Here is a 17,348-nt window from a genome sequence, read left to right as displayed (position 1 = left end):
GCGCTTACGTTCTTGGACTAGGCAGAGCTCAACGCGGAGCACAGATCATTCTATCTCGTCGCTGACGAAATAGATGTTCTTCGAGCGATCGAGAAACTTGCCATAGAGCTCCTCTCGCAGCGCAACACCAGCCGGTGAGGCAAGGTCCCTGTCGTGTTGCTCCAGGCTTTTGACCTCGATCCTTTCGATGTATTGCCACGTCGAGTTTTCGGCGCCCTGGATGGGGCGGCGAATGCGATGAACCTTGTAGCTCACGTAATTGTCGAGGCTCCGCACGAGAGCGTAGTCGCGCTCGCGGACCCAGGCCTCATATTCCGCTGGGTCGACCCCTTCCTTGAGCGTGCTGATCAGGAAACGGACTGGCATGTGACTTTCTCCTTGGCTGTTTGCCCAATTCGGGTTGATCGGATATTGCCGACGACTTTGACGCGCACGCGCATGGCATTTCCGGGCAGATAGGCGATCGGCGTATCCTCTGCCTCGACCAGGGCAAGCGATTCCGAATCCGCGCCGGCCTCCACTGCCCGGGAATCGGCAAGCTTGCGTGCTGAAGCAACCGCCTCGTCTCGCGTCAGCCCCTGGAACACCTGATCGACTTCACCACTGACCTGCGCAATGGCTGCGCCAACCGCATTCGCGCAGCCCCCGTGTTGAACCCGAACGACACGCCCGACGCCCTGCAATTCTTCCGGAACAAGAAACGCGCCGCCCCCGACCGCAATCAGCGTGACGTCTGAAGCGCTTGTCTTCATCCGGTCGACGTTCTCTTCCAGCATCTCCTTGCAGCGGCACAGAACCCTCTTCACGTCATCGGCAGTGATGTGTGCCACACGCTTGCGATCGCCAAGGTCGATCAGTCCGGCGGCAACGCCGATGTCGGTCGAGGTCACGCGATTGCCGCCAAACACCAGCGCTTCCGTGGCCAGGCGATACCCAACGCTGAGCGGCCCGATGGCTGCCGCTCCAAGGTCGATATGGCTGCCGCCACCAAGTCCGATGGAAACGAGGTCCGGCATGCGGAATAGGGTCCTGACGCCTCCAATATGAACGACCGTGTTGGCTTCACGGGGAAAGCCGTTCCGCAAGTAGCCAAAGTCCGCCGTCGTTCCGCCGACGTCAACCACCACCGCATCTTTGAGCCCGGAAAGATAGGCCGCACCGCGCATCGAGTTGGTCGCACCGGAGGCGAAGCTGAACACAGGGTATGCGGCGGCACGCGAGGCCTCCGCGACGGTGCCGTCGTTTTGCGTGACAAAAAGCGGCGCGTTCAGCCCGACCTTTGACTTGGCTTGCTCAAAAGCCGTGATGGTCTCCCGAGCAAGCGCAATGAGAGAGGCATTGAGAATTGCGGCGTTCTCACGTTCGAGCAATCCGATCCCGCCGAGCAAATGTGCGCAGGTCACCGACACATCGGGGATTTCTTCGCGCAGGATGGCGGCGACCGCTTCTTCGTCGGACGGATCAAGCGGAGAGAACAGTGCGTTGACCACGACGTATTTGAGGCCGAGATTGCCGATTTCGCGCGCAATTCGCTTGGCTGCCGCGATATCCAGAGGGGCGAACCTGCGCCCGTCGTAATCGTGGCCGCCTTCGATTTGAAAGACCCCGCCATTGGCGAGCTCGGCAAGCCCAGCCGGCCAGTCGGTAAAGGGCGGCAGGGAGCTCGTGGCGGGGAGTGCAACTCGGATTACTGCCACTTTCGTCAGATGACGGCGCTGAACGACCGCATTGATGAAGTGGGTCGTACCTATCATCAGCGCGTCGAGACCGCTCGCATGCTCGGCACTCAGATCGAGCGCCCCGATGGCCGCAGCCACACCACTGGTGACGTCGGCCGTGGTGGCGACCTTCACGCCTTGAACGACTTTTCCGCCGTCGATCAGCACGGCATCCGTATTGGTGCCACCTACGTCAATCCCAATGCGTCTCATGAGCAGAATACCGACTTGAAATCGATGTCATAACCAAAAGCGCGGGGGCCGACATGGTCGAGCCCGCGCGGCGAGAGGAAGACCGGAGCCGCCGGCAGCGCGATCACGGTTGTCCGCTGGCCGTAGCGAATGGTTTCCGTTCCGATCGCTTCGCCGGATTCACTGTCGAGAACGCAAATGAGGTCGGGCATCGAGACGAGCGCCCGCCCATCGCGCCACACGACGATCCACTCGTTCTGGAAATCGATCCGGATCTGGCTGCCGTGATCATCGCCAAGCCCCTCCACGACTGTGCGGCCGCGCAGGAAGCCCTCCGTTGTCCGCCGCTCGACTTCAACGACCTTGCCAGAGAACAGGAACCTGCCGGATTCCGCTTTCAGAATGGCTGCAATCGGGTCAGCGTGCTGCCGGTTGGCCTCGGCAACCGCCCGCCCGAGATTGATGGCTTTGGATGTGGTACGGGGAATGGCCCATTTCTTCACCTCAGCACCGGTGCGCGGCGCCTTGCAGGTCGCGACGATGGACCCGAACTCGGTACAAAGCTTTCGGCTCACACGTTCCATCCATTTCCAGGAGGAGGTTTTGCCAACGATCGCCTCATTACCGCGCGGGTCTACGGAGGTCAGCGGATAGGGAGCGAGACCGCCCACCGCAAAGCTCGTCATTTGCGCCTCAGGATAGGCACGCCCCATCGCATCGGCGTCGACAACTGGAATTTTCAGGTGGACGGCAGCGAGCAAGGACTGCATGCCGTTGCCGCCACCGATTTCGACTGCCATCACCGCCCTGAACTTGCGACCAAGATGCTCCTCCATGGCCGACACGGCGCGCGCGATGAGCCTGCTGTCGACCAGACGCTCCTGGAAAACAAGCGGCGCGCCCATAATGGAGACAACCGCGATCGCATCATCATCGTCCAGCTCGTCGGGATCGATCAGATCTACGCGAACGCCTTCATTGTAGTAACTCCGCATGCTCAAGAGCGCGTGATACGGACTCCCGCCGCCACCCGTTCCGAGAATCCAGGCGCCGACGGAGAGCGCCTCGATATCCTCCGGACTCAATTGTCTCATCTATAGCCTCCGAGCCGCGTCAATTGCGGCGACAAAAAACCGGATCAAGCAGCAACCGGGCCGCCACCACCAAGGGCGCGCTGCGCACGCTGCATGAGAAACTGATCGCCGAAGCGGTGCGCGATACGCTCAGCGGCAGTCGTAAGCAGCGTGATCGCACGATTCCTCTCCTCATCGCTCATGTGCGAGGCTGGATAGGAAATACAGAAGCCCACCGTCTCGCGGATTTCTGGATCGGAGACGCTCACGGAGATTGAGCCGACCCCGGGGATCGCTTCATCGAGGGCCTCGGCCCAGCCGAACCGGCGCGGCTGATCCAGCGCCGCCACCAGCTCGTCGACATTTTGAGGGGCGCGCGGCGAAGGCGGCGTGACGCCTTCAGGATGAAGGGAGCGCACCACATTATCTGGAAAGCGCGAGAGCAGACTGCGCCCAATCGCAGTCGCAAATGCAGGAGCACGCTGGCCCAGCGGCGTGAATACGCGCAAGGCATGAGACCCCTGGTGCATCCGGATGACCAGAACATCCGCACCATCAAGGATCGAGACATAACCGGTATGCCCAGTCTCCCGGGTGATCTCCTTTACGGCCTCATCGACCGCGTCGATCAAGGAGGAGTTCAGCTTGTAGAGGCGCGAAATCTCAAAAAGCAAATTTCCAACCTTGTAGCGCGGAGGATTTTCCGAGCGCGACAGGAGCCCCTCAACCAGCATCGTCTTCAGCAAACGAGATGCTGAACTTTTGGGCATACTCAATAACTGCGAGACTTCTGTCACGGAGACTTCAAGCCTGCCGGGCCCAAAAAGTCTAAGGATTTGCGCGGCATTTTCAATTGCGCCCATTTTTTGATCACCTAGTTTCGTATATTGAAACTTAGTTGACAATAGCAGGACGATGACAATAATGCAAGCCATCGCGCACCGGACGACCGGCAAATCTTTCGCGCACAGTCAGGAGGGGAATGAGATGAACAGGGACACGCGCCGTCGGGATTTCTTGAAGTTCGCCGCAACCAGCGTCGCGGCGCTCACATTCACGGGCACAGCTCGTTTAGCTGCCGCACAAGATAAGCGAACGCTGACAGTCGCCTGGGATGCCGACATCGACACGCTCGATCCGGCCTCGTTCAAGACGTCGGCCGGCTACACGGTGCAGGCAAACGTTTACGACAGTCCGCTGATGTGGAAGGTGCAGCCGGTCGAGGGAAAGCCGGGAGTGTCGCAAGCAAAGCCTGGCGAGATCGAGGGCGGCATCGCTCAGTCCTGGTCCTTCGAAAATGGCAACGCCACGCTGGTGCTGAACATCCGCAAAGGCCTGAAATTACCGAGCGGCCGCGACGTCAACGCCACGACCGTGAAGTATCTCCTCGACCGCGGGCTGCAGTCGCCGGGTTATATGCGCCTCCTGTTTCCGCGCCTTCTTGGGGTAACCAAGCCCGAGCAGTTCAAGGTGCGCGACGACTTCACGATCGAGATCAATATGCCCTCGCCAAGCCCGATGGCGCTGGACATGATGGCGCTTATGAACAACGCGCTGCTTGATCCGGATGAGGTCAAGGCGAATGCGAACGCAGACGATCCCTGGGCCGCCAACTGGTTGAAGCGAAATACGGCCGGCGTCGGGCCGTATCAACTAGTCAAGAACCAGCCGGGCGTCGAAGTCGTCCTGGAAGCGCAGGCTGATCACTGGCGTGGTCACCCCTATTTCGATCGGATCGTTCTCAAATATGTGCCGAACGAAGCCGATCGCGTGCTGCTGCTCAAGCGCAAAGCCATCGACATGGTCGTCGGCAGATCAACGCTGTCTCCGCGCAATGTGAAGAGCCTCGAGGCGGAGCCAGGTTTGAAGACAGTCTCCGTGCCGGACACCCTGTGTCACTGGCTTTGCATGAACACGCAGAAGGCTCCGCTTAACAATGTCAAAGTGAGGCAGGCCATCAACTACGCCATCCCGGTCCAGGCGATCATCCCGAGCGTGCTGTATGGTTTCGGCACCGAGATGAAGAGCCCTGTACCTAGTTTGACGCCCGGTTACGACAACACGATCAGTCCCTACAAGTACGACATCGCAAAGGCCAAGGAGTTGATGCGCGAGGCGGGCTTCGGCAAGGATCCGGTTCCGATAGACCTTGCGGTACGCGCTGGATGGCAGCCGCACGAGCAGGCCTCGATCTGGCTCCAGACCGAGCTGGAGAAGATCGGCTTCAAGGTGAACATCGTCAAGGAAACCGAAGCCACCTTCCGCCAAATCGCAACCAAAGGCGATCACCAGCTTTCGATCGAGTCCTGGCAGTCCTGGATCAACGATCCCTTCTATCACCTGTTCTTCAACTTCCACAGCACAGCGAAGGGCACGAACACCTCGTTCTATTCCAATCCAGAAGTCGACAAGCTGATCGATGAGAACATGCATGAAACCGACACCAGCAAGCGTCTGGCGGCGGCAAAACGCCTGCAGGAGATCATCATCGGCGACGCCGTTTGGGGGCACCTCTGGTACGAAAACTGGACCCGCGTCATGCGATCCGACCTCGTTGGCATTGAGAAGCGTTGGGATAGTTATGAGCGCTTTTTCAGCATGAAGCTCGCCTGAGCACGTCATCTTCGTATTAAACGGGAGAGCGCTCCAATGGGTTTCTTCAATTATGTCATGCGACGGTTTGCGCTGGCTCTGCCGACCTTGTTCGGGGTCAGCGTGATCTGCTTTACCCTCACCTACCTACTCCCGGGCAATCCGGCCATGGTCAAGGCGGGCCCGTTTGCCACGCCCGAACATCTCGCTGAAATGGAGCACCAAATGGGCCTGGATCGCCCGTTTCCAGAGCAATACTACCGCTACGTCTCGGGCATCTTCAAAGGCGATCTTGGCGAGAGTGCCTCGACGGGACGGCCGGTGTCTCAGGACTTTCTGCAGCGCCTGCCCGCCACTCTCGAGCTCAATCTGGCGAGCCTTCTCATCGCGATCGTGATCGGACTGCCTCTTGGGGTCTTGTCAGCGGTGCATCGCGACACATTGATCGACCATATCGGACGAGTGGTCGGCATCATGGGTGTCGCCATGCCGAGCTTCCTGACCGGGCTCCTGTTCGTTTACGTCTTTTTCTACATGCTCAACATGGCCCCCTCACCGCTGGGGCGCCTCGGATCCGGCATAGAACCTCCCGCACACATAACCGGACTTTATGTGATCGACTCCCTGCTTACCGGCAATTGGACCACCTTACGATCAAGTCTGCATCAGCTCATGCTGCCTGCAGCGACCCTCGGGCTCAGCGCGATCGCGCCAGTCGCACGCATGGTGCGGTCCACCATGCTTGAGATCCTCGAGTCCGACTACATCAAGGCGGCCTGGGCGGCCGGATTGCCGCGAAGAACGGTGATTTATCGGGATGCGCTGCGAAATGCGCTGATACCTGTCATCACTATTTCCGGAATCGTTTTTGGATTCTTGATGGCCGGAAATGCGGTCGTCGAAAGCGTGTTCTCATGGCCCGGCATTGGCAATTACGCGGTGACTGCATTGCTTACGAAGGACTCGGCTCCGATCCAGTCTTTCATCCTCTTCGTCGCAGTGACGTGTGTCATGGTCAATTTGGCAGTCGATATCGCGTACGGCCTCGTTGACCCCCGGATTAGGTTCAGCTGATGTCCTCATCATTCTCCTCTTCGATTTCGCAACCGGCTTCATCTCTGGTGTGGCAGCGGCTTCAGCGCAATCCTGTTTCCTTTGCGGCACTGTGCGTGATCGTGCTGATCGCGGCGGCTGCGATATTGGCGCCGATCGTGGCGCCCTACCCGCCCGATGCCACCGACCCTGCAGCTTCTTTGCAGCCGCCTTCCTGGCAGCATGCGCTTGGAACTGACGAGTTCGGCCGCGATCAACTCTCGCGAATCATTTTTGCGGCCCGGGTCGACCTGCTGGTTGCCTTTGCAGCAACGTTTGTTGCCGTTTCAATCGGAGGGTTGCTTGGAGCAGTCGTCGGATACAGCCGGGGGTGGGCTGATACGATCGCGATGCGCGTCGTCGACGCTCTGATGGCCTTCCCGGCCTTCGTACTGGCCATGGGCATCACGGCAGGGCTTGGCAATTCCACCACCAATGTCGCAATTGCCATCTCGATCACACAAATCCCGGCTTATCTGCGGCTGACCCGTGGAGAGATGCTTCGGCTCCGGGAGATGGAATATGCCGATGCTGCTCGCACGCTCGGCAATCCGACCTGGAGGATTGTGTTCATTCACCTGCTGCCGAACTGCCTTCCCCCGCTGATTGTGCAGGCGACCCTCTCGACGGGTTTTGCGCTTCTGACGATGGCCTCGCTCTCCTTCATTGGCCTTGGAATTCAGCCGCCACAGAGCGAATGGGGCGTGATGACCGCGGAAGGTGCCTCACAGATCGTCACGGGAGAATGGTGGCTGTTCCTGTTTCCTGGCCTTGCCATCATGATTTCCGTTCTCGCATTCAACCTTATCGGCGACGGACTCCGTGACTTGCTTGACCCGCGCATGAGGGGATTGAGATGACCGAGCTGCTTGAGATTTCTGATCTGACCGTCCACTTTCAGATAAACCAGGGTGCCATTGAAGCAGTCGACCACATCAACCTGACGATCCGCCGGGGCGAGGTTCTCGGGCTGGTCGGCGAGTCCGGGTCGGGAAAGTCAGTCACGTCTTTCGCCATTCTGCGCCTGATCCGTCCCCCAGGGCGCGTCGTCTCCGGAAGCGTTCACTTTGACGGAGTTGATCTGGGTACGCTCCCTGAGGAACAGATGCGGCGCATGCGCGGCGCAAAGATCGCGATGGTATCGCAGACGCCGCGAACCGCCCTCAACCCGCTTCTGACCGTTGGAAAGCAGATCTCACGCTTGCTGATGGTCCACGCCGGCTTGTCGGCACGAGAGGCGGACAAGAAAATGCTCGAGATGCTGCGCCTTGTGCGCATTCCGGCGCCGGAAAAGCGAGCCAAGCAATACCCGCATCAGCTCTCGGGAGGGATGTGCCAGCGGATCATGATCGCTATGGCTCTTGCAACCTCACCTCAGCTCCTGCTCGCGGACGAGCCAACGACCGGGCTCGACGTTTCAATCGCGGCCAAGATTCTCGATCTGCTGCGCGAATTGAGCGCGAAAACAGGTGCGGCGATCATGCTGGTCACGCACGATCTCGGCGTCGTTGCCGAGATATGCGACCGCGTTGCCGTTATGCATGCGGGCCAAGTGGTGGAATGCGCCCCCGTGCGGGAGCTGTTCCATAATCCCGCCCATCCCTATACCAAGGCGCTCGTCCGATCGATACCGAGGGTCGATCGGGACGTCGTCCTAGAGCCCATACCGGGGTCGGTTCCTTCCCTGGTCAACCCGCCGAGCGGATGCCGTTACGCAGGACGCTGTGAGTGGGTAATGGATCGCTGTCGCGCGGCACGCCCTGCGATGATCGAGGCCGCCCCCGGCCATGTTGTAGCATGTTATGGATTCGAGGAACGCCGTGGCACTTGTTGAGATACGTGATCTGCAAATGCACTTTCCGCTCGGCGGGATGGCCGGGACGCTCGCACGCCTGCGAGGTCAGGATCAGCCCGTCGTGCGGGCAGTTGACTCTGTCTCCTTCTATATAGAAGCCGGCGAGACGGTTGGATTGGTCGGCGAATCCGGCTGTGGAAAATCGACAGTCGCGCGGTGCCTGGTCCGGCTAATCGAGCCGACGGCGGGATCTGTCTGCTATGATGGCACGGACATAGCGAGGCTTGATGCGCATGCCATGAAGCCTTTGCGCCGCGACATCCAGATGGTGTTTCAGGATCCTACTGCCTCGCTCAATCCCAGACTATCGGTGAGACGGATGGTGGAGGAGGCGCTCACGCTTCATACCAAGCTTCCGGCGAAGGAGCGGCGCGACCGCATCGAGGAGCTCATGCAGGAGGTGGGGCTCGGCCGCGATCTATTGGACCGCTATCCGCACGAGCTTTCGGGCGGTCAACGCCAGCGGGTCAATATAGCCAGGGCCATTGCAACGAATCCCCGCTTCGTTGTTCTTGACGAGCCAACCTCCGCACTGGACGTATCACTACGCTCGCGGGCAATTCTTCTGTTGGAGAAGCTGCGTGAACAACTCGGGTTGTCCTACCTCTTTATTTCCCACGACCTGGCCACTGTGAAGTACCTGGCGAGCCGCGTTGCGGTGATGTATCTCGGCAGCATTGTGGAGATGTCGGGCACAAAGGATCTGTTTGCAAAGCCCTTGCATCCCTACTCGCGCGCTTTGCTGGCGGCCATTCCAGTTCCGGATCCCGACGCAAAGCGCGACGATTTCGCTTTGTCCGGGGAAATTCCAAACCCTATCGATATCGCGCCTGGATGCAAGCTGAGAGGGCGTTGTCCTTTAGCCAAGCCTGTCTGCGCGGAAAGACCGCCTTTGAAGGAGGTTGCGCCCGGCCGGTTCGTCGCCTGCCACCTGGTCTGAGACGGATGTCTTTACGTTAGAGCCGCGATACTGAGGAGCCCGTGGGACTATATCGAGCGTATCGAGGTGACTGATCGCGCGGTCTACGAAGCTGAACTCGCCCTCGCCGGCAAGGAACTGATCGACCAGCGAGAAGTATCGGGGTAAATCGAAGACGATATCGCTCTGGTCGGAACGTATCGAGCCGTAACACCCCCGGCGAAGCGTGGGCTTGGTCTGAGTGCGTCTCCTTCGGATCTTTGGGTTGTAATGCACTTACTAGTCATCCACGCGAGTTCGCTCAGGGGATGATTCACGTTGATTCGATCCCGTGGGGGATTTCATAGCTATCCAAAAGTAGAGGGCTTCCACCTCCAAGCTGCCGAACATGCCGGGCACAAAAAAAGGGCCACTCCAAGGAGCGGCCCTTAAGTGAGGGAGGAAACGTCCCATAGGGACTTCTGGGATCAGGCCGCAGCCTGTTCGATCGGGGAGAATGGCAGGCCGAGGCTCTCGGCTACAGCCTTGTAAGTAAGCCGGCCGCGATACGCATTGAGGCCTGCCCGCAGATGCGGATTCTCGAGCACCGCCGCGAAACCCTTGTTGGCGAGCGCCAGCCCGAAGGGCAGTGTGGCATTGTTCAGTGCCTGGCTCGATGTGAGCGGGACGGCTCCGGGCATATTGGCGACGCAATAGTGAATGACGCCATCCACCTCGTAAGTTGGATCGGCGTGCGTGGTCGGGCGCGATGTCTCGAAGCAGCCGCCTTGATCGATGGCGACGTCAACGATGACGGATCCCTTGCGCATTGAGCCTAGCATGCTGCGGCTCACGAGTTTCGGTGCGCTTGCACCGGGGACGAGGACCGCGCCGATGACAACGTCGGCTGCAAAGACCTCCTCTTCGAGGGCATCTATGGTCGAGAATCTGGTACGAACGCGGCTTTCGAACAGTTCATCCAGCTCGCGAAGGCGGGGGATCGAACGGTCGAGGATCGTGACCTCGGCGCCCAGGCCAGCGGCCATTCGGGCCGCATGTGTCCCAACAACGCCGCCTCCGATCACGACGATGCGGGCCGGCTGCACGCCAGGAACGCCGCCGATCAACAGCCCTCGCCCGCCGCTATAGCGCTTCAGGGCGCTGCCTGCCGCTTCGACCGCAAGCCTTCCCGCGACTTCGCTCATCGGCGCAAGCAGCGGAAGCCCGCTATGCGCATCCGTCACGGTCTCATAGGCGATAGCGGTGCATCCAGACTTGAGGAGTCCCCGCGCCTGTTCCGGGTCTGGCGCCAGATGCAGGTACGTGAAAAGGATCTGCTCCTCGCGCAGCTGAGTCCATTCAGAAGGTTGCGGCTCCTTCACCTTTACGATCATCTCGCTGGATGCGAAGACCTCACGAGCTGAGCCGACAATCGTCGCGCCGGCCTTGCGATAAGTGTCATCGCTCGCGCCAATGCCGGCACCCGCATTGGTCTCGACCAGTACATTGTGACCGGCAGCCACATATTCGCGGACGGCGCCAGGGGTCAGACCCACGCGGTATTCGTGCGTCTTGATTTCCTTAGGGACCCCGACCTTCATATGCAATCTCCTGTTTGGCCCCTCCTTTTAATCGAAAGGCCAGGTTGTTTCTCTGCAAAATCGCGAAGAATGGGCGACATAACGGCGACAATATGCGCTGACCGAGATCGTTCTGCAGAATTCCAAACAAACGCGGCCAGCCCGGCAAAGTCACACGATCCACTGCACGGGGGCGACACGATCAGTAAAAGCTCTCTCATCATTGTTGGAAGGCGTCCTGCAAGCGGACCGCTGGGCGTCCGCTCGGCTGGCGGAGGTTCCATGTATGGAGACAGCGGTCAACCTCATGCGGCTGGGTCTCGTCACTGAGAACGGTTTAACCTCGGCCGGGCTTGAGGTCTTCGTCGTCGCTTTCAAAGCGCAACGTGACGCGCCTCAGCGGGAGTTGCTGCCGTAAATCACGCAGCGTTACCAGAACGCCAAGCCGGCTGAGAGATCTATGTTCGGTTAGACGGGTCGGTGCGCTGCTGCGCCGGACCCGATGCCAAGCCAAAAGTGGTTGGCGGCTTGCAAGCCCAGCAGCATGGTGCCTGATTCGGCAAATATCGCGATCATTTTGAGCAAGCTTTCGCACGGCGACGGAAACTGTCGCGGCATTGCGCGGTGACGAAGTCGGATTAGACTTTGCTTAAGTCAGATCGGCTGCCTGCACTGGATCTGGTACTGTCTGTCAGCGCGAAGCGGTCGCTGGCCATGGAATTGCTACCATTGAACTAGACGCCTTCCGTGCCGGTAACTCTACTCAGGCGCTATAGGTGATTGAATCATCGTCCCTTCGGCCGCTGGCCGCAAACGCGCCACCTAATTGCCTCGTCGCCCATCCCGCATCCTCCGCAACGTCAAACTATTTTTCAAATCGCTCGAGATCATACTCAGAAAATAAAAGCCCTATTTTATATCACGATGCTAGCTTCCGCGCGCTGGCGATATGCCGGTCACTCTGGAGAAAGTGGATGAATACAACCGCTATCAATGAAACCGCTATCAATGACACGGTGCAGGACCTCGGGGACGCCACCGAGCTCACAAAAGGCTTTGGGGGCTCGTGGCGCGCAGAACACACGACCGGCGATTATTATTTCGTGGATGAGTCCGATTGACGCGGACCGTCTTGATGGGATGGGCTTCGGCCCATCCCATCAGTTTGAGGCGGTGGCCAAGGGATCGCTGCTGTGAGTGACATATTTCATGCGTGGTCTAACGGGCGTTGGATCAGCCTCGACCTGCAATCCAATCGTTACAGCATGGCGAGCACTTCTGCAGCTTGTCCGGAGGAGCGTGAACGGCTAACCGAGACGACGGCCAAGTTGCGCGATTGCCTGAGTTCACCGCCAGCCTTTCTCCCACCCCTCCATCTGGTGTGGCACTATGCGCGTGCGGCTCATGCTGCTCGCTTCGTTCGCAGCCAGACCATCGCTCGTCAACTCGACTTTTTACGTGCCTCGCGTCGGGGAACCGGCGTCAATGGGAGTCGAAACAATCGATTACTACGCCAGCGTATTCCAACATCTGCGCAATCTTCGGTTCCGCCGCCCGCGCTGCCTTGAGGATTCCGTAGGGGGGTATCTGTTTTTCTATCCCTACATCGCATCGCTCGAGCTCCTCGTTGGTGTGAAGCAGCCCCCGTTCAGAGCCCACGCCTGGCTGCAATCTGGTGACCTCATTTTGAACGACGCGAAGCGTGCTGTGGAGGACTACAGCGTCATCTTGAGCTTCGCGAAATGAGACTCAATGTAGATGGGCTCTTGGATTCAGCGAAGGAGCTTGCCACCATCATTGTAGACGGCCGCGTGGAAATCACGGTGCTCAACGATATTGTTGACGCCGAGACCGGCATGCCGACTGAATTGGAACCAACACAGTTCAAAGACACGTCTCTGCCGGAGATTGTCGCCTTGCTGCAGGAGCGGTACGCTGGCGACGCGGCGTTCATTGTTCGCGCGCCAAGTGGCATCGCGATCGTACGCCCACCTTTCTCGGAGATCTCCATCTTCTACCAGGTCAGAAATGATGAGATTGAGTGCTGGGCAGGACTGAAGCTGCCAGATGCCGCCTTGGCGCAACGCCACGCCTTCAACTTTGGCTATTTGACTGGCCTGATACGCAACGCGTCTTGGTTGACCCCGGAAACAGGGTTGTGTGGGATTTTTGAGCTACTGAGTGGCGCGGCGCTCATCGTCTCAAGGGGGACTTTTCGGCAAGTCGATTTTCTGGCGGGCGCCGTAGCCAGGCTCAACACCTCGGCGTTCTCTTTCAAGGATGACGTGGCCAGTTTTCGCCAATTGATCTCAGCGAGCGTCGCTCACAAAACCCGCCACTATGGCGGTGCTTTCAGTATTCAATGTTCCGGGGGCCTTGATTCGTCGGTAGTGGCGCTGGCTGCGGCCGACCTCCATCGAGGCAGGCCCCTTTCCCTCCTGAACAGCTACTCAGAGACGGACGTCAATGGTGACGAACGCTTCTTTTTTGCCGCGCTAGCCGAGCAGGTGGGCGGCGCGCCAACCTATGTCGAAACGAATGCTCGCTCGTCGATGACCCATCTATCGTCAGAATTGCTGGCTCCAACGCCGCGACCTTGTAAGCTAGCGGCCACGATCGCCACAACGGCTCAACTTCACGAGGCTGCGCAGGCCGCAGGATCGCGCCTGGTGCTCACAGGAGACGGAGGCGATCAACTATTTCTCAGAATGCGCCGCTTGACGATGGCCAGAGAGCTGCTTGCCGAATCCCGATCGCCACAAGATGCATTGCGCGAGCTCGCCGGCCTTGCGATTCAGGCTCGAACGTCTGTCTGGCGTGTTCTTCGCGAGGTGATCACCGGTCGGAGCGGCCGGGACTTACGCCGCCATATGCTCGGTGATCATCGGCCGCAGTCGCCTGTCGCGTCAGTGCGGCCGGATTTCGGTGCAGAGCTCGTACCAGGCGCCAGGTCCCTACGCCACCTGCCGACGACGCGACTGTTTCAGTTCTTCGGCATGCGTCATGCGGAGCTCAATCGCATCGCACTACGAGACATTGCGGTAGAAGAGCGAAAGGCGTTTGTGTTCTGGCCGCTCATCAAGGCAAGTCTCGTCACGGCTCGCCGACATCATCACTCAAATGGAATTGATCGTGCACTTGAGCGCGAGGCCTTCCGGGAACATTTGCCCGACGTGATCTACTATCGGGTTGGCAAAGGTGCCGGGCGCGACATGCTAATGCGGTACGAATATGGTGCCTTAGTGTCACGTGTCGAGCGTAGTGCATTGTATCGGCAAGGCTTGATCTCCCGCGATCTCCTCCGTTCAGCTATCGACAATTTGTCATACGACTCAGCGTTTGCACTCGTTCGTCTCTGCGCTGTTGCCGATTGGATGGACCTTCATGAACTGGGGTAAGCCGCTCTTGCCCCCGCTCCAATGGGACATCATCAAGACGAGCCTGCAATCTTCCCGCGTTCTTGTCGCGGGCTTCTTGCTCACGACCATTGCAGCGTCTGCCTGCACGGTCGCCGGGCCGCTCTTGTTCTCACGGGCCGTCGCCCGGCTGGCCAGCGCGCCGCCGCTTCTTACGCTCAGTTTGTTGTTGCTGTTTGCCGTTACGACCGCACTTGCTCGGTGCTTGCAGGAGGTCAAGGCGGTTCTGTCGAACAGGCTGGAACAGGACGTTCGTAATCTCTCCAGCAAGAAGATCATGGCCGCTCTGGTGAGCGCCGAGGGCTCGCTGTTTTCTCAAAACAATCCGAGCAAGATTTCGGCAATGGTAGAGAGTTGGCACCAGTCCAATAAGATCTACATTCAGCTCTATTTGATGGTGCTGATGGGCGGGGTCGCCGATGTTGCGTTCTCGTTCCTTGCCGTCGGTGGAGCAGCAAATTGGTTTGTGGCGCTGTTCGTTCTAGCCTACGGCGCCGTCCTCGTGTTGATAACGTGGAAGAGCAATAGAGTTACAAAAGTGTATCAGGCTGAGGCGCAGGCCTCAAGTAACGAGGGCTCGAACGTTTTAGGAAATGCAATCGAGAACATCATTTCGATCAGGGTGTTCCGCGCTCAACCCTGGATAGCTGAGTTGTATGACCGCCAGGCCGCCGCCACGCGCCGAGCCTGGCTCTCGTTCTATGGCGCCCGGTTGCACTATGGCGCTTTGCAAGCGACCCTCTTGTTCGTTCAGTATGCCTCGATCTTGGGGCTTTCGCTGTGGCTCTATGACCGATCAGGCGAGATAGGTGGGCTCGTCATGGTGAGCATGATCCTGGTTCAACTGAACCGGCCCTTCGAGCTTATTGGCATGTCAATTCGAGACATCATCATTGCGCGTGGCATGGCCCGGCCGCTGCAGGCGCTGCTTGATGCCCATGCCCCAGCGGCACGACCCGCTATGCTCAAGCGTACTATGCCGATATCGGGCTCACTCGCCATTTCCATCAGCGCGCTTTCGTTTGGTTATGAGCGCGCCGCCTCGCCGCTTCTCTCTGGGATAACGGGCGAGTTCAAGCCCGGCGTCATCAACTTCATCATCGGACGCTCGGGCGCCGGCAAATCGACGCTTATGCAGCTCCTGCTAAAAATGCATCAAGGCTACAGCGGCCTGGTACGCGTTGGCTCTCTGGACCTGGCCACGATCGATCCGGAAGATTACTTGGCGCACGTAGGTTACGTGCCCCAAGAGCCTATGATGATGAATCTGAGTATCCGCGAAAACGTTCTGCTGGGCCGCCCGTTTCCCGATGCGGACGTGTTCCACGCACTAGAATGCGTCCATCTGGCTGATAAGGTGACCTCCTTGCGGGACGGTTTGGACTACCGCGTCGGCGAGCGGGGCCAATTGCTAAGCGGCGGCGAGAGGCAGCGCCTTGCGATCGCCCGTGCCCTCATCGCAAGGCCTCGGCTGTTGCTCCTCGACGAGGCCAGTTCCGGGTTGGACGAGCAGACCGAGCGCGGAATCTTCGACGAACTTCGGCAACTCGCGTCGGACACGACGATCATAGCAATCACGCATCGCCGGGGCGTGATAAGTCCACGTGACTACGTGCTAGATTTGTCGTGGTCGGCATCCGCGAGAGCCTCGCTTGTGCTCGCATAACTTCCGTGACCCGGCGCCTGAAAAAGTCTTGGATGGCACGGGCTGCGCCTTTGTGCTGCCCTTCGACCATCAACGCACTGATACTTTGACTTTCGACAAGCAACTCGCTGTAGTACGTACGTGTTCCCATTGCGCGTGAAAGGTAGACATAAACGACGTCCGCGACGTGATCCGCAATGTGGCGATGCTGTTTGACCAGCAACGCGCGCCGATAGCACTCGCCTGCTTTCAAGAAGAGTTTGGCGGGATCCTCATTGCTTGCGTAGATGGGCTTAATTTCACCGCAGAAGCTTGCCGCCACTTCATCAATCAGCTTCGCCTTGGTGAAATCGCTGATGCTATCGACATACATTTGCGACAGCATGTTGCAGAACAGGATGGCTTGATGTGGGTCGATCGGCCTGGCGTTGAACCCCTTGTGGTCGACATTTTGCACCACATCGCGCTCAGTCAGCCGTATCAAAGCCTCTCGTACGGGCGAAATTCCGACGCGAAGCTCATCGGCAATGTCGGCAGGCTTCAAGGCTGTGCCGGGTAGCCAATGGCCCAGTAATAGACGCTCGCGCAAGGCCTGGAATACTGGATGCTGTGTCTCAAAAGCCATGATTACTCGCCCGTTCAAGCGGCCTGACTGAGGCGGTCAAGGGAGCCTCACCTCTTGGCATAGCTCATGCCGCCCCGGAAACCATGCGCGGTCCGGTCCGCGGCGAAATGGCTGCTAGCATAGGCCGCCATGGCAGGCCGTCCGCTAGGGCCACGAAGCTCTGCTGCCGAGTAGGAGGTGGGTATGTCCAAAGCGGAATAGGCGGTCGCAACGGGTAGAGGCGATGATCGAGCGGCATTTCTGCCATTGTGCAACCCGCCCAAGAAGCAGCGTCGCTGCCACTGGTGCCGACGTCGGCGCCAACATGTTGGTTTCGCTGTTCACGATATTGCGTCCGCACTCGCGGTCCGCCGCCCAAAATCAGGATAGATTCGCCGGTCATCATGGCTCCCATTTCGTTCATCAAAATGTTAGTCGTTTGTTGGATCGGTGGAGAGCTCCAGCTCCGCTCGTCGCGCAGCCGCGTTCGTAACGAGATCAGCATCGGCGATTCGTAAGCCGCCACTTGCGCAATGGCGTGTTGGTGCTCCGAGGTGCATCCGAAGGGGAACGGGCCTGCATCGGGTGAACAACACCGCCACCATCGCTAAAGAAGAGCGTGCCGTTCAAACCGCCCTGCTTTCGCTGATCACGGAAGTCCTGCGGCGTGAGTCTAAGAATTG

16 protein-coding genes are annotated in these 17,348 nt (G+C 59.0%); 10 read left to right on the top strand and 6 right to left on the bottom strand.

The window, feature by feature from the left end; genetic code table 11:
• Nucleotides 1-45: 45 nt before the first annotated feature.
• From I6F21_RS30365 to I6F21_RS30350, 4 genes are read right to left on the bottom strand one after another with little or no spacing between them, the layout of a single operon-like run.
• Nucleotides 46-366 (bottom strand): hypothetical protein, encoded by a 321-nt coding sequence (locus I6F21_RS30365; RefSeq protein ID WP_225131341.1) that lies wholly within the window; start codon nucleotides 364-366, stop codon nucleotides 46-48.
• Nucleotides 348-1,931, bottom strand: coding sequence for a hydantoinase/oxoprolinase family protein (locus I6F21_RS30360; RefSeq protein ID WP_225183961.1), 1,584 nt, complete (start codon nucleotides 1,929-1,931; stop codon nucleotides 348-350). The genes I6F21_RS30365 and I6F21_RS30360 overlap by 19 nt, the downstream gene beginning before the upstream one ends.
• Entirely contained in the window at nucleotides 1,928-3,004 is a 1,077-nt protein-coding gene (locus I6F21_RS30355) for a DUF917 domain-containing protein (protein WP_225183960.1), read from the bottom strand. The genes I6F21_RS30360 and I6F21_RS30355 overlap by 4 nt, the downstream gene beginning before the upstream one ends.
• 44 nt (nucleotides 3,005-3,048) lie before the next feature.
• On the bottom strand, nucleotides 3,049-3,918 hold the full coding sequence (locus I6F21_RS30350; RefSeq protein WP_225131354.1) for an IclR family transcriptional regulator: 870 nt from the start codon (nucleotides 3,916-3,918) through the stop codon (nucleotides 3,049-3,051).
• Between the two features lie 52 nt (nucleotides 3,919-3,970).
• Here I6F21_RS30350 and I6F21_RS30345 point away from each other — a divergent pair, with 52 nt between their 5' ends.
• The 5 genes from I6F21_RS30345 to I6F21_RS30325 are packed head-to-tail and all read left to right on the top strand — an operon-like array spanning nucleotide 3,971 to nucleotide 9,462.
• Nucleotides 3,971-5,596, top strand: coding sequence for an ABC transporter substrate-binding protein (locus tag I6F21_RS30345; RefSeq protein ID WP_225183959.1), 1,626 nt, complete (start codon nucleotides 3,971-3,973; stop codon nucleotides 5,594-5,596).
• 36 nt (nucleotides 5,597-5,632) lie between these two features.
• A complete protein-coding gene (locus tag I6F21_RS30340) occupies nucleotides 5,633-6,649 on the top strand; it encodes an ABC transporter permease (protein WP_225131358.1) in 1,017 nt (338 codons plus the stop codon).
• Nucleotides 6,649-7,527 (top strand): ABC transporter permease, encoded by an 879-nt coding sequence (locus I6F21_RS30335; RefSeq protein WP_225131360.1) that lies wholly within the window; start codon nucleotides 6,649-6,651, stop codon nucleotides 7,525-7,527. The genes I6F21_RS30340 and I6F21_RS30335 overlap by 1 nt, the downstream gene beginning before the upstream one ends.
• Nucleotides 7,524-8,501 carry an ABC transporter ATP-binding protein gene (locus I6F21_RS30330; protein ID WP_225131362.1) on the top strand — a complete coding sequence of 326 codons (978 nt, stop codon included), beginning with the start codon at nucleotides 7,524-7,526 and terminating at the stop codon, nucleotides 8,499-8,501. Before I6F21_RS30335 ends, I6F21_RS30330 begins: the two co-directional genes overlap by 4 nt.
• A complete protein-coding gene (locus I6F21_RS30325) occupies nucleotides 8,488-9,462 on the top strand; it encodes an ABC transporter ATP-binding protein (protein ID WP_225183958.1) in 975 nt (324 codons plus the stop codon). Before I6F21_RS30330 ends, I6F21_RS30325 begins: the two co-directional genes overlap by 14 nt.
• A gap of 446 nt (nucleotides 9,463-9,908) precedes the next feature.
• On the opposite strand, the gene ald is transcribed toward I6F21_RS30325, so the two are convergent.
• Nucleotides 9,909-11,021, bottom strand: a complete 1,113-nt coding sequence (ald, locus tag I6F21_RS30320) for an alanine dehydrogenase (RefSeq protein WP_225131366.1) — start codon at nucleotides 11,019-11,021, stop codon at nucleotides 9,909-9,911.
• A 265-nt stretch (nucleotides 11,022-11,286) separates the two neighbouring features.
• On the opposite strand from ald, the gene I6F21_RS38905 reads away from it, so the two are divergent.
• The 5 genes from I6F21_RS38905 (at nucleotide 11,287) to I6F21_RS30300 (ending at nucleotide 16,082) form a co-directional block, all read left to right on the top strand.
• Nucleotides 11,287-11,418: a hypothetical protein gene (locus tag I6F21_RS38905; RefSeq protein WP_275945364.1), complete on the top strand. Its 132-nt coding sequence runs from the start codon at nucleotides 11,287-11,289 to the stop codon at nucleotides 11,416-11,418.
• 556 nt (nucleotides 11,419-11,974) lie between these two features.
• Complete coding sequence (locus I6F21_RS30315; protein ID WP_225131368.1) at nucleotides 11,975-12,121, top strand: hypothetical protein; 147 nt, start codon at nucleotides 11,975-11,977, stop codon at nucleotides 12,119-12,121.
• Between the two features lie 268 nt (nucleotides 12,122-12,389).
• Complete coding sequence (locus I6F21_RS30310; RefSeq protein WP_225183957.1) at nucleotides 12,390-12,746, top strand: lasso peptide biosynthesis B2 protein; 357 nt, start codon at nucleotides 12,390-12,392, stop codon at nucleotides 12,744-12,746.
• 20 nt (nucleotides 12,747-12,766) lie between these two features.
• Nucleotides 12,767-14,398: an asparagine synthase-related protein gene (locus tag I6F21_RS30305; RefSeq protein WP_225131372.1), complete on the top strand. Its 1,632-nt coding sequence runs from the start codon at nucleotides 12,767-12,769 to the stop codon at nucleotides 14,396-14,398.
• A complete protein-coding gene (locus I6F21_RS30300; RefSeq protein ID WP_225183956.1) occupies nucleotides 14,385-16,082 on the top strand; it encodes an ABC transporter ATP-binding protein in 1,698 nt (565 codons plus the stop codon). Before I6F21_RS30305 ends, I6F21_RS30300 begins: the two co-directional genes overlap by 14 nt.
• Here I6F21_RS30300 and I6F21_RS30295 read toward each other — a convergent pair.
• A complete protein-coding gene (locus tag I6F21_RS30295) occupies nucleotides 15,991-16,686 on the bottom strand; it encodes a GntR family transcriptional regulator (protein ID WP_225131377.1) in 696 nt (231 codons plus the stop codon). The genes I6F21_RS30300 and I6F21_RS30295 overlap by 92 nt on opposite strands.
• Nucleotides 16,687-17,348 lie beyond the last annotated feature (662 nt).

The sequence above is a fragment of the Bradyrhizobium sp. NBAIM03 genome (assembly GCF_020194055.1).
In the GTDB taxonomy this organism is placed as follows: domain Bacteria; phylum Pseudomonadota; class Alphaproteobacteria; order Rhizobiales; family Xanthobacteraceae; genus Bradyrhizobium; species Bradyrhizobium yuanmingense.
This window is presented reverse-complemented; position numbering and strand designations above follow the sequence as displayed.

Bases quoted from the DNA above. Each gene is read 5' to 3' on its own strand.
- I6F21_RS30315 (WP_225131368.1), top strand. From the start codon at position 11,975: ATGAATACAACCGCTATCAATGAAACCGCTATCAATGACACGGTGCAG.
- I6F21_RS30295 (WP_225131377.1), bottom strand. From the start codon at position 16,686: ATGGCTTTTGAGACACAGCATCCAGTATTCCAGGCCTTGCGCGAGCGT.
- I6F21_RS30330 (WP_225131362.1), top strand. From the start codon at position 7,524: ATGACCGAGCTGCTTGAGATTTCTGATCTGACCGTCCACTTTCAGATA.
- I6F21_RS30335 (WP_225131360.1), top strand. From the start codon at position 6,649: ATGTCCTCATCATTCTCCTCTTCGATTTCGCAACCGGCTTCATCTCTG.
- I6F21_RS30300 (WP_225183956.1), top strand. From the start codon at position 14,385: ATGAACTGGGGTAAGCCGCTCTTGCCCCCGCTCCAATGGGACATCATC.
- I6F21_RS30350 (WP_225131354.1), bottom strand. From the start codon at position 3,918: ATGGCTTGCATTATTGTCATCGTCCTGCTATTGTCAACTAAGTTTCAA.
- I6F21_RS30345 (WP_225183959.1), top strand. From the start codon at position 3,971: ATGAACAGGGACACGCGCCGTCGGGATTTCTTGAAGTTCGCCGCAACC.
- I6F21_RS30310 (WP_225183957.1), top strand. From the start codon at position 12,390: ATGCGCGTGCGGCTCATGCTGCTCGCTTCGTTCGCAGCCAGACCATCG.
- I6F21_RS30340 (WP_225131358.1), top strand. From the start codon at position 5,633: ATGGGTTTCTTCAATTATGTCATGCGACGGTTTGCGCTGGCTCTGCCG.
- I6F21_RS38905 (WP_275945364.1), top strand. From the start codon at position 11,287: ATGGAGACAGCGGTCAACCTCATGCGGCTGGGTCTCGTCACTGAGAAC.
- I6F21_RS30355 (WP_225183960.1), bottom strand. From the start codon at position 3,004: ATGAGACAATTGAGTCCGGAGGATATCGAGGCGCTCTCCGTCGGCGCC.
- ald (WP_225131366.1), bottom strand. From the start codon at position 11,021: ATGAAGGTCGGGGTCCCTAAGGAAATCAAGACGCACGAATACCGCGTG.
- I6F21_RS30360 (WP_225183961.1), bottom strand. From the start codon at position 1,931: ATGAGACGCATTGGGATTGACGTAGGTGGCACCAATACGGATGCCGTG.
- I6F21_RS30365 (WP_225131341.1), bottom strand. From the start codon at position 366: ATGCCAGTCCGTTTCCTGATCAGCACGCTCAAGGAAGGGGTCGACCCA.